The following is an 11,822-nucleotide window of genomic DNA, read 5'->3' as shown; positions in this document are numbered from 1 at the left end:
GGGGCGGATAGTGGGCGGCCCAACATCGGGCGCGATGATCAACACGCCGATTGGACGATTGGCCTGTTGCCCCGGAATCGGAATCGCGCTATACTTTTTATTTATAGATGTAGCGATTCGGAGGGGCGACAATGGGGCTGATGATCAATACGGAGCGGCTGCTCCGCCTGCACAGGAGTTCCTACCCCAACTTCCACTGGTGCGTGACCTGGCTCATCACCTTCCACTGCAACCAGCGCTGTGTCTACTGCTTCAACAGCGACGAGGTGCGGAGACGCAAACCCGACTACGAGAAGGCGCTCGGGGAACTCCTGCGGGTGAAGCCCAAGCATATCTGCATCTCCGGCGGAGAGCCGACGCTGGTCCCGGGTGTCGTGGACCTGATGCGGCGTCTTCGGGAAAGCCTCGGCGAAGGGCTTTCGCTGGAGTTCAACTCGAACGGGACGGGGCCCTACGACGTCCTGATGGCGGTGCTCCCGTACGTCAACATCCTCCCGTTCAGCCTCGACGGGGTGGGGGAGATCAACAAGGCGCAGCGGGGGGTTGACGGGGACCTGCTCCTCGACACGCTCGAGCGGATCGTGACGCACCCGCGCCCCTCCTGGAGCAGGTTCCGGCGGGTGATGATCGTCCCGACCGCCTCCGACAAGTCGTTTCCGCACCTCCCGGAGCTGTTCCGCCGGCTGACGGAGATACAGAGGAAGAGCCCCTACCAGATGAGCGTGGAGGTCAAACCCCTCATCCCGTACGACAGCCCGATGACCGTGCTCAAGACCCCGGAGATGTGGCGGGAGTTTTTCCGGAAGAGCGCGGAATGGCAGAAGGAGTTCCCGGAGATCAATATCACGCTGCGGGGGCTGAGCGATTTCAGCGGTCTGACGCGCGAGGGGGTGCGGAGCAGGAGCCGGTGCTGGCGGCAGTTCTTCGTGGCGCTCCTCTTCCCGGACGGGAAATGGACGCACTGCAAGCCGGAGGAGTACTACAGCACCTACTTCAAACCGCGGCACGATGCGGCGGGCCCCGTGGGGAAGCTGATCACGGCGTGCCGGAGCCTCTACTCCCTGATGCTCAATCCGTGCTCTCTCACCTGCTACCATCCCTGCGAGCACGGCGAGATACTCGACGAGATGCTCCAGTCGGACCGCGCGAGCGTCCTCGCCGAGCGGGCGAAAAAAATCGGCCTCTCCATCCCCCCCGACGAGATGAAGCGCGCCTGCGCGTTCATCAGGGACCGCTGCAACCGTTCGTTCGTCGTCGATCTGTGAGCCGGCGCGATTCCCGCGCACACGCCCCGACGGAGGGAGCAGAAGGTGATCCGGTACGCCAGGAAAAGCGAGATCCGCCGCTATCTCGATGAGGGCGCATGGGGAGCGAGCCTGGCGGAGGATTCCACGCGCGGGTGGGAGTATCCGTTCGTCCTCGAGAATCTGAAGCCGCGCAACGGGTTGCGGGTTCTGGACGCGGGATGCGGGAGGAGCGAGATCGGCGTCTACTGTGCGCAGCGGGGCTGCCGCGTCAGCGGATCGGATAAAATCTTTGCCGAGGCCGGATCAGCCGAGGGTATAGACGCGAAGATGTCTGCCCGACACGGCGTGGGCATCGATTACCGGGTCGAGGATATCCGCGCGATGAGCTGGCGGGATCGGAGTTTCGACGCCGTGATCTGCGTGAGCGTCCTGGAGCACCTCGAGATCATGGCGCCGCGGCTGGCGGCGATCGACGAGATGGCGCGCGTCCTCGACTGGGGGGGGGTGCTCATCGCCACGGTCGACCTCTATCCGCGCGACGACTGGTACCGGGCGCTCCTCACGCACCATCCCTCCCTGCGCCTCCTTGACCGAAGGGCCGTCCCGCGGCCGGTGGATGAAATCTTCAACGACCCGGATACGCATATCGACCGTGTGCACGGGTGGGGCGGGTCCCGGTTCACCAGCGTCGGCTTCGTCCTGAAGAAGACCTGCCCCGCGGGTACCCTGCTGCGAACCTGTGCGCGGGCGGGCCGGGTTCGCGCCGGCGAGTGCCGGTTTTGCGGATACAGGATGGTGCCCCGCGCGTTTCTTCCCTCCCCGTGTCGAGCGCGCCTGTATCCCGATCTCGCCGAGGAATCGGTCGAACGCCGTCCTTGAGCTGCGCGACGCTCCCCCTCCCGCGCGGATATATCAGCGCTTGCGCATCACCACGAGATCCTGGAAGTTGATCGCGCCCCGCTCCCTGTATTCGAGGATCTCGAATAGCCGCGAATACTCGCGAAGGGTGTACCGCTTCGCTTGGAACGTCCCCCGGTAGTAGCCCGGGGGGGCGATGCCGTCCAGTTGCGGTCCGCCATGGAAGGAGTCGCAGATTCCGTCCGCGAGGATATTCGGCGCTTCCTTGTTGAAGCTCACGAAGGCGGCCGACTCGCCGTGCACGCTCGCCAGGAAGAGCCCGCCGGGTTTCAGTATCCGCCGCATCTCCTTGATCCACTCCAACTGCACGTCTTTTGTCAGGTGGGTCAGGACGGAATAGGCGACCACCGCGTCGAAGCTGTCGTCCTCGTACGGGGCGGGCGGGTGGAGCGGGACGGTCGCGAACTGCGCCGGGGCGAGATTCTCCGCGCACCAGGCGATCGCCCCCGCGTCGATGTCGCAGCCGCAGATGCGCGGGATGCCGGAGAAGCTGATGAAGTGGCGGGTGAGACGTCCGCAGCCGCAGCCCCAGTCGAGCACCGCGCCCAACGTCGCGGGATCGGTGTGCCGGCGGATCGCGCTCCAGAAGTCGCGGTACGAATGCAGCCCGCCGGTGATGTAGAAACACGTGTAGATCGTGACCCTCTTCATCAGGTCGAGGGGCGGGACGGGGAGGAGCGACTCGATGCCGCCGCGGTACCACGTTTCCAGCAGCGCGGTTTCGCGTCCCCCCGTGACCCCCGCCACGCGGATGTCGATCATCCCCTCCGTCTGTTCGGGCGCAAGCGCGACGGAGAAACGGAATCCCGCGGACGGGGCATGCGGGACCGTGGGAAATACGGTGCCGAGCTCGGCTTTCTCCACGGGGGTCGCGCGCGCCGCCTCCGCCTCGTTGATGTAGACGATCAGGCGGTCGAACGCTGCGCCCGGGAGCATCATCCACCCCTGCACGGCGAGCGCGGAGTCCCGCAGCTCTATCTGGTCGAAACTGCCGTGGGCGCACACCGCCTGCCCGCTCGAAGAGTTCTCCCGCCGCCGTTGGCGGATATACTCCTCGATGCAGAGGAGCCGCTCCTCGATCTGCCGGAGGGAGTCGTTTCGCGCCGTTCCCATCACGATCTCACGCGCTTTTCGATACAAGGTCCCCTTGGGGAATGAGTCCCAGCCCATTGCGTGCCGCCTCCTCTCCCACCTCGGTGTATCGTCCCGGCGCCCCGCCCGGTATTCAGAGAAAGCCTATCTCGCTGACGCGGAAGGAGAAGTCGGCGGGTTCGCCGAGCGCGAAACCGTCGATCAGCCCGGAGGCCTCCAGCACGATCTCCACGGCGCCCGGTCTCCCGTGAAAGGCGAGTTCGTGCCGCCTGAACGACCGATCCGGCGTGAGGCGCCCGAGGAGGGCCCCCGCCCCGTACACCAGGCACTCCTTCCGCGGCGCGTCCGGGTACGGATCGGCGATGACGAGAGCGAGCCGCGCCTCCCCCGGCGGGAGAAGCAGCGTAACGGTCGCCCGCGCACCCATCCAGCGAAAACGCGTTCCGTCGGCCTCCATCGGCCCGTACCATCCCTTCCCGCGTCCTCCCTCCCGCGCGCCCATCACGACCCTGTTTGAGAGCTCCTCGCCGGGAGGGGAGGGAGGATCCGGGAGGAGGTCGGGGCAGGCGTCAGGGTGCGTGTGGAGCATCGACCACGCGCGCCCGCGCGCGTCGCGGCGGGTCCGGAGCCTATGGAGGGCGATGGCGGGGAGCAGGAACAGGATGGAGATGACGGCGCGCGCCTGCACGAGCAGGGCATCGGCGTCGCGGAGACGAAGGTGCGCCCGGGCTCGGCGCAGTTCGAACGCCGCGTTGGCGATGATCACCGAAGGAAGAAGGCGCGCGGGGCAGTTCCTGAGGACGAGGAGGAAACGGTTTCTCTGGACGAAGAACATCTTCCTCGGCGTGTACACCGGCAGCTCCGCGGTGGCGCCGAGCTTGTGGAAGACGACCGCCTCCGGCACGTACCTGACCCCGAATCCCTTGCCCCGCAACCTGATGCAGAGGTCCACATCCTCAAAGTACGTGAAGAACCGCTCGCACAGGAGCCCTGTTTCACGGAGCGCGGAGGCGCGGAGGAAGAGGGCGCCTCCGCATGCCGCCAGAATGTCGCACGCCTCGAGCCATCGCCCTCCGCTGAAGCGTCCCTTGCCGCGGTCCCAGCACTGCCCGTAGATCGACGCTTCAACCCCCGTCGAGTTGATCAACGTGCGTTCGTGGAAGAAGAGCATCCGGCAGCCGCAGGCGCCGATGAGCGGGTCCGTCTCCGCTTCGCGGACGAGCGCCGCGACGCACCCGGGGTCGATCTCCGTGTCGTTGTTCAGAAGGAGTATGTAGTCCGCGCCCTCCCGGAGCGCGGCGCGCATCCCCGCGTTGTTGCCGGCGCAGAAACCGGTGTTTTCAGGAAACGCGATGACGCGGACCCTCGAGAATCTTTCTCGGACGAAGCCGACGGAGCCGTCCGTGCTTCCGTTGTCGACAAGGTACGCCGCGGTGCGGGGATGGCTCTGCCCGAGGATGGAGGAGAGGCACGTCTCGAGATGCGCGCGGCCGTTCCAGTTGAGGACGACGACGGCCGTCAGCGGTTGTGCGCGATCTGTCATCGGGGCGTCATTCGGTTTCACGGAGGGCCGGGGACTGATCAGCGGCGACGGTCCTCGAGTTCTTGTTCGATCCTGCGCAGGCGGGTGTCGAGCTCGTCGAGCGAATCCTTCAGGATGCAGAGGCACCTGGCGATCTCATCCGCGGCGCGCGTCGCCGAGCGGTTGAAATCGGATTGGCGCGCCGCAAGGATGTCGAGGTAGAAGCGGCGCAGGTGCGCGGTGACCTTGCCCCTCGCGCGGCTGAGCATGCGGCCTGCGAACCTTCGCGGTGAGGCGTCGTGGTAGTCGATGGACACGTCTGCGCCGGCGCACAACCTCGAGAATGCCGCGGGAAGCGAGGTGGAGACGGCGGGGGGAGGCGGCGGCTCGGGCGTGTGCCCCCCGCGCTCCCGCTTTGCCGCCCGCTCTACGAACTCCAGGAAGGCGCGCCGGTACGATCCGGCTGAGAAGCGCCCCGCCCTGGCGAGCGCCGCGCGGCTCAACGCGCGGTACGGAGTGTCGCCGCCGCCTTTCGTCTCCCGGAGGAGGCGCGCCGCAGCGGCGGCGAGGGCCTTGTGGTCCCCCGGTTCGAAAAGGAGACCGCCGTCGCCGATCGTGTCCGGAAGGGCCGTCGCGCGCGCGCCGATCACGGGTTTGCCGCACGCCATCGCCTCGATTACCGGGATGCAGAACCCCTCGTGCCGGCTCGCGGTGACAAACAGGTCGCAGAGCCGGTAGTAGGCGGGAAGCGCGGCGTGGTCGATCTCCCCGGTGAAGATCACGGAGTCCCCGACGCCGAGCTCCCGGGCGCGACGGAGCGCCTCCTCCATCACCCGCCGGTGGGCCGCCTCCGAGGTGTTGCCCACGAGGAGGAGGACGGCGTCGGGGATCTCGCGCCGCGTTGCGGCGAGCGCCTGCACGAGCTCGTCTATCTTCTTGTGCGAGGCCATTCTCCCGACGTAGAGGAGCACGCGCCGCCCCGCGAGGCCGTACCGCTGGGCCAGTGCGGGGTCGCGGGGGCCGGGCGTGAACCGCGAGGTGTCCGTCTCGTAGGGGAGCACGGTGATCCGGTCCGCGGGGAAGCCGAAGGTCCGGGCGAGCTCGTCGCGCATATAGGCGCTTCGCACCAGGGCGAAATCGGCGTATCGGACGAGGGCGGTCTCCCGGACGCCGCGTTCGTAGGTCCCCCGCGCGGCGACATCGTCGACGAGTTCCGGCGACGTCACCCCGTGGTAGTCGAAGACCCTGATCCCCCGGTGTGGAAGCGCGATGGAATGGTATAGTTCGCTCCCGCCGAAGTAGTTGTAGAACGAGATGTCCGCGTCCTGGTGGCACCGAAAGGGGTCATCCGCCGAGGGGGCGAGCCGGTCGGCGAACCGGCTTGCGAGAAGGAACTCTGGGTAAGAGGCGAGCGTCGCCAGGGAGGCGCAATCCCTGCGGACAGCGGGGAAGTCGCGGGAGACGAAAACGCGGCAGTCGTGCCCCGCACGGGAGAGGATGCCGATGCGCGCGCCGATGTCGTTCCCTACCGCATCGTTCTCGAGCAGGTTGACGGTGACGAAGCTGATTTTCATCGGGGCCCGGCGGGTGACTTTCCTCTTCCGAGGAGCTTGGCGAGGCCGAGGTACGCACGGAACGGAAGGGAACTCTTCACCCGCAGCTCGAACCTCTCCAGTTCGTCGATTCGCGCGTTCTTGCGGGCGTTCTTCTCATCGAGTGTCGCGACGAGCCGGTCCCGCTCGGCGAGCGCTTCCTGCGTCGCGCGCAAGGCCTGCTGCGCGTCCCGCACGGCGCGCTCCAACGCCTCGATCTGCGTCTTCTGGCCGCGGGCGATCCCCGCGAGCCGGTCGAGGCTTTCCCCGGCCCAGTTCCGAAGCCGATCCTCGAGCGGGATCAGTGCGATCGGGCCCGCCGCGTCTGGTTCCGCCAACACCTCCTGGAGGCCGACTGCGTTGTGGTAGCGGAGCACGGCGTTGTAGAAGTCGAACCGCACCTTGGGGTCGGTGAGGTCCTCGAGGTGGATGAAGTCGGTGCTCTTGAGTTCGGGGTGCTTCCTGTAGAGCAGGGCGGCCGCCCGGCCCCGCTTGACGCTGCGCCGGATGTACTCCTCGAGGGTGACGGGGTGGTAATGGTAGGTGATCGCCCTCCGGTTGTAGACGGTGCCCACCCCTGTCTTCCAGAGGCGGTACCCCATCTCGACGTCCTCGAAGACGGCGTCTTTGAAATCCTCGTCGAAGAGCCCCGCCGCCTCGAGGAGGCGTTTCTCCACGGAGATGTTGGATGTGTAGAAGAGGTTGAAGGTGACGCTGCGCGGCGTCTTCTCGATCCGCGGGAAGCTGAACTGCATGTCGACGGCGAGGTAGCGCATAAACGGCGTCACCTCGAGATCGGGATGCCAGGTGACGTAGCCGAGCACGGCGACGCTGGGGTGCAGGCGGTGCGTCCGGGCGTGCTCCACGAGGAGATCGGGGGAGGGGATGCAGTCGTCGCCGGTGAAAAGAACGAGGGGTCCCCGCGCCTCCCGTATTCCAATATTCCTCGCCGCCGCGGGACCGCCGGGCTCCTGCCGGAAATGCCGAAGGTTCCGCATCCCCTTCGCGGCTTCGGCGAGCAGCGCGCCGGTGCCGTCGTCGGAGCCGTCGTCCACGACGACCACCTCGAAACAATCGGCGGGGAGTGCCTGGAGGCGGAATCCCTCGAGGCACCTGCCGAGCGTATCGCGCCGGTTGCGCGTGGGGACCACCACGCTGATGAACTGCCGTCCGTCCGCCATAGGCACTCCGGGCAAAGTATACCACGGCACCGGCGGCGGAACAAAACGTTTGACAGCATCCGCCCGCAACGCTACAGTGACCGATCGTAACCTGCGGAGCGGGGCATCCCTTTTTGCCGGCGAAAATACCGCGCGCGGCGCTCCCCAAAACCGTCTCGGCGCTCGGTGCAGCGCGATGGCGGAAACGATTCTTTCGGGGCGAGGTGATCCATGGCCGATCCTCCATGGCGGACAGCGGTGCGAGGGACGAGGGATCTCGCCGTTGCCTATCTCCGGTACGGCATCCTCGGCACGAGCGTGAATATCGACGCCTCCACCGTCTGCCAGCTCAGGTGCTCGGTCTGCCCCCAAAGCCAGGACCAGATGGGATTCCTCGGGCGCGGATTCCTGTCGTTCGAGAACTTCAAGAGATTCGTCGATGCGCACCGCGCCATACGCACAATCGAACTATCCAACTACGGGGAGATCTTTCTCAATCCGCACCTCGCCGCCATCACCCGCTACGCACGGGAAAGGGGGGTTTCGCTCACCGCGTGGAATGGGGTGAACCTGAACACCGTGAGCGAGGAGATGCTGGAAACGCTGGTCCGTTTCGGGTTCCAGGGGATGACGGTGTCGATAGACGGGGCGTCTCCCGAGACGTACGGGCTCTACAGGAGGGGGGGCGATTTCAGGCGCGTGATAGACAATCTCGAGCGGTTGAACTATTTCAAGAAGCGGTACCGGTCCGAGACACCGCATCTCCACTGGCAGTTCGTCGTCTTCGGCCACAATGAGCACGAGATCCCCGCGGCGCGGCGCATGGCCGGGGAACTGGGCATGCACTTCATCCCCAAGACAAACTGGGATTCTTCGTTCTCCCCTCTACGCGACCGCGACTATGTGGCGCGCGAAACGGGACTGGGTGCGGGGGAGGGGGCGGGAAGTGGGGACGTCCGCGCGCGCCTCCGGCAGGCATCCGGTCCCTGTTCCCTCGTATGGTTCTCCCCGCAGATTAACTGGGATGGCCGCCTTCTTGGGTGCTGCGTGAATCTATGGAAGGATTTCGGGAACGTATTTGACAGGGGCCTTGCCCGGTGTGTGGAGGATCCAGGGTACCGGCATCTGAAACGGGCCCTGCTGGGCCGCGCGGATGCGCCCGGCGACATCCCGTGCATCGCGTGCCCGCGCTACTCCGTTCTCTCGAAAATCCCCCCCGCGGAAAGAATGGGATTGGTCGGCGTGCGAGGTCGACGCCCGCTTCCCCCTGAGATCATCGAGCGCATCGCATTCTCCAAAGGGCTCCTGCAGAGGATGCGTAGGCTCGTCCGTCCGTCTCATCCGCCTCCGGCGGCCGGGTGAGTTCTTACGCTCGCATGGGATGGGAATTCTGCCCCAAACGTGCCGCCGGTTCCACCCACTGGCGATGCGGATGCGCTTGCGTTATACTGATAAAAAATGAAAATCCATCCCGTGGGTGAGTATGTTCAATCAATCGGCGTTGTCTCTCGATCCAGACACTATCTGGCAAGACTGAAGAGGGTCTGCGCAGAGTGGCGATGTTGGGGCGATGAATACGAATGCCCGATATGCCGGGGGATATTCGGCCAATTTTTCCCGTCTGGATTGGATATTCCCGTACTGAGCGAGTTGCGGGTGGTCGGGGGAGGGTATCGTCGGAACGCCCAGTGTCCGCGCTGCGGGTCAAAGGAGCGGGAACGGCTCGTCTATCTGTTCCTGCATCAAAAAACGCGCATCCTCGATGTGCCCGGAAGAGTGCTGCATATAGCTCCCGAATCCTGTCTCCGGGGACTAATTTCGAGTCGGGCCTGCATCGAGTATCTGTGCGCCGATTTACACCCGGAAGACGACGTCCTCGGGATGGATGTCACCGACATACATTTTCCGAATAACTGGTTTGACTTCATCATATGCAATCACGTGCTTGAGCACGTCGATGACGACCGGAAAGCCATGGCCGAACTGCATCGCGTGTTGAAACCCGGCGGGAATGCCATACTCCAGGTCCCCATCGCGCGGACACTGGCAACCACGGTTGAAGACCGGACTGTTACGGATCACAAGGAACGAGAACGAAGATTCGGGCAATTCGACCACGTGAGACTGTACGGCAAGGATTACGCACAGCGGCTCGAGGCCGCCGGTTTCAAGGTTCGCGTGTACAATTGGGCCGAAGAATTCGGCGACCGCCTCGCGCATCGATACGGCCTGCTGAGAGACGAGGATCTCTATCTTTGCTCCAAATGACGCCGCTGGTACTATTGCTGCGTGCGTGTGTCTGTCGGCAGGCGGTAGTTGCGCGCGCGATGTCCGGGGATCGATACGATGGGAGAATCAACCGTGGGGCGGCCGATACTTTCCGTGGTGGTGCCGGTATTCAACTCGGCACGCACGATCGGACCGTGCATCGAATCCGTTCTCGCCGCCGCTCGCCCCTTCGATGGCGCAGATCTCATTATCGTGGACAACGGGTCGACGGATGCAAGCCGGGAGATCGTCTCCCGTTATCCGGTTCGGTGCCTCTGCCAACCGAAAAGGGGAGCCGCGGCTGCGAGGAATGCGGGGGTGCGCGCGGCGGCAGGGGAGCTTATCGCGTTCATCGATTCGGACTGCATTGCCGATCGCGCGTGGCTTTCGGAGTTTGTCGGCGGTATGCTCCCGGGGGTGGCGTGTGCGGGGGGGATGATCGCCGCGCCTCCGGCCACGAATGATTTTGAGGCGTACTGCAACGAATTCACCGCAAAATCCCAGGAGAATGCGATCGAGGGGAACGCCGTGCCGTATCCCTACATCAATACCGCCAACGCCCTCTTCCGGAGGGAGGTGTTCGATGCGGTGGGATGGTTCGATGAAAAGTTCACCTGGGCGGGCGGGGAGGATATCGACTTCGGGTGGCGCGTGCACTGGGCGGGGTACGCGATGCGGTATCTGCCCGGAGCCAGGGTCGAGCACCGGCACCGCTCCGGCCCCGGACAGCTCTTCCGGTCGTACTACCGGTATGGCCGCGGGTGGTCGATGACCGTACGCAAGCACAGTCGCCGCATCCAGGCGATGCCGCCGACGATTGCAGGGCTCGGCGTCGGCGATGTGCAGGCGATCTTGCGCGCGTTCGGACACGGCGCGTGGAACGTGCTCTCCTTCCGGGACCGCAGGGAGAGGAGGTACGGGTACTACCGCGTCCTTCGACAACTCGGTGACTGTTGCGGCAGGGTCGCGGCGTGGTTTTCAGGATAGGCAGGTGCGGCGCAGGGGGGCGGAGTGGCCCCTTTGCGTGGGCGATTTCCGGAGGCGGCGATGAGCGCACAAGAGATATCGGGCGGTCGTTTGTGCGCAACATCCCCCCGCGCAGTTGGACGCACTGATGCTGGATACCCTGCGGTTTCGGTGATCGTTCCCGCGCGCAACGCCGCACGGCAGATAGGGGACTGCATCACGGCCCTTCTCGACCTCGACTATCCCGAGGGGAAGGTCGAGATTATCGTGGTGGACAACGGTTCCCGGGACGCGACAGGTGAGGTTGCCCGGCGCTTTCCCGTGTCGGTGTTGACGGACGGCCGCGCGCGGAATTCCTACGCGGCACGCAATGCGGGTATACGCCGCGCGGATGGGGAGATCCTCGCGTTCACGGATGCCGATTGCGTCCCGACGAAGGGGTGGCTCCGGGACCTCGTGCGCGGGTCCGACGACGGATCCATCGGGTGTTTCGCGGGGGAGATCGTGCCGTACGCGCGGGAGACGGCGATCGATCGGTACCTCGCCGACAGCGGGCAGATGTCGCAGAAGGATCTTCTCGCCTATACGCCGCTTCCACGCGCGATGACGGCGAATCTCGCCTTCAGACGCGAGGTGTTCCGGCGCATCGGCCTCTTCGATGAGAAGAGCGTCTCCGGCGGCGATTCGGAGATGCTCATCCGGATGCTCACGAGGACGGACTGGAGGGTCCGCTACAACGGGGACGCCGTCGTGTTCCACAAGCACCGCACGAAATGGCTGCCTTTCGTGAGGCAATTCGCCAGGTACGGATGGGGCGAGGCGTGGCTCGTGTCGACCTATGCCGAGCAGTTCCATCCGCGCCTGACGAACGGGTTGTGCCGGGAAGCCGCGGAGATCGGACGCGGCCTCGGGGCATTCATCCGCGGTGTCGCGCGCCGGGGAAACAGGGGAGGGGAGCGCTACAATCCGCTCCTTGACGCGGTGCGGCTTGCCTCCTGGAACGTCGGCCTCAGGTTCGGGTTGCTCTACAGGATGTATCTCGCTCGTTAGGAAGGAT

The 11,822-nt window shown here is 65.3% G+C and carries 10 protein-coding genes; 6 read left to right on the top strand and 4 right to left on the bottom strand.

Translation table 11 applies throughout. The features are described from left to right. The first annotated feature begins 131 nt into the window (after nt 1-131). Together GXY35_09475 and GXY35_09470 are read left to right on the top strand one after the other, a co-directional pair. Nucleotides 132-1,265 carry a radical SAM protein gene (locus GXY35_09475; GenBank protein ID NLW94807.1) on the top strand — a complete coding sequence of 378 codons (1,134 nt, stop codon included), beginning with the start codon at nt 132-134 and terminating at the stop codon, nt 1,263-1,265. Between the two features lie 45 nt (nt 1,266-1,310). Next, nucleotides 1,311-2,126: a class I SAM-dependent methyltransferase gene (locus GXY35_09470; GenBank protein ID NLW94806.1), complete on the top strand. Its 816-nt coding sequence runs from the start codon at nt 1,311-1,313 to the stop codon at nt 2,124-2,126. Between the two features lie 33 nt (nt 2,127-2,159). Here the strand turns inward: GXY35_09470 and GXY35_09465 are convergent, their stop codons facing one another. From GXY35_09465 to GXY35_09450, 4 genes are read right to left on the bottom strand one after another with little or no spacing between them, the layout of a single operon-like run. After that, entirely contained in the window at nt 2,160-3,335 is a 1,176-nt protein-coding gene (locus GXY35_09465; protein NLW94805.1) for a class I SAM-dependent methyltransferase, read from the bottom strand. A gap of 55 nt (nt 3,336-3,390) precedes the next feature. Then, nucleotides 3,391-4,800 carry a glycosyltransferase family 2 protein gene (locus tag GXY35_09460; protein ID NLW94804.1) on the bottom strand — a complete coding sequence of 470 codons (1,410 nt, stop codon included), beginning with the start codon at nt 4,798-4,800 and terminating at the stop codon, nt 3,391-3,393. A 38-nt stretch (nt 4,801-4,838) separates the two neighbouring features. Further along, a complete protein-coding gene (locus GXY35_09455; GenBank protein NLW94803.1) occupies nt 4,839-6,353 on the bottom strand; it encodes a glycosyltransferase family 4 protein in 1,515 nt (504 codons plus the stop codon). After that, nucleotides 6,350-7,552 (bottom strand): glycosyltransferase, encoded by a 1,203-nt coding sequence (locus GXY35_09450; GenBank protein ID NLW94802.1) that lies wholly within the window; start codon nt 7,550-7,552, stop codon nt 6,350-6,352. The genes GXY35_09455 and GXY35_09450 overlap by 4 nt, the downstream gene beginning before the upstream one ends. 237 nt (nt 7,553-7,789) lie before the next feature. Between GXY35_09450 and GXY35_09445 the strand changes: the two genes are divergently transcribed. The 4 genes from GXY35_09445 (at nt 7,790) to GXY35_09430 (ending at nt 11,815) form a co-directional block, all read left to right on the top strand. After that, complete coding sequence (locus GXY35_09445) at nt 7,790-8,893, top strand: radical SAM protein (protein ID NLW94801.1); 1,104 nt, start codon at nt 7,790-7,792, stop codon at nt 8,891-8,893. Between the two features lie 96 nt (nt 8,894-8,989). Next, the gene (locus tag GXY35_09440; GenBank protein NLW94800.1) at nt 8,990-9,799 is read left to right on the top strand and encodes a class I SAM-dependent methyltransferase; all 810 of its coding nucleotides are present in this window, start codon (nt 8,990-8,992) and stop codon (nt 9,797-9,799) included. 78 nt (nt 9,800-9,877) lie between these two features. After that, on the top strand, nt 9,878-10,786 hold the full coding sequence (locus GXY35_09435) for a glycosyltransferase (GenBank protein NLW94799.1): 909 nt from the start codon (nt 9,878-9,880) through the stop codon (nt 10,784-10,786). A 150-nt stretch (nt 10,787-10,936) separates the two neighbouring features. Then, nucleotides 10,937-11,815, top strand: coding sequence for a glycosyltransferase (locus GXY35_09430; protein ID NLW94798.1), 879 nt, complete (start codon nt 10,937-10,939; stop codon nt 11,813-11,815). Nucleotides 11,816-11,822 lie beyond the last annotated feature (7 nt).

Source organism: Chlamydiota bacterium (assembly GCA_012729785.1).
Lineage (GTDB): Bacteria > Auribacterota > Tritonobacteria > UBA1439 > UBA1439 > UBA1439.
Note: the sequence above shows the minus strand (reverse complement) of the source record. Positions and strands in the feature narration are given on the sequence as shown.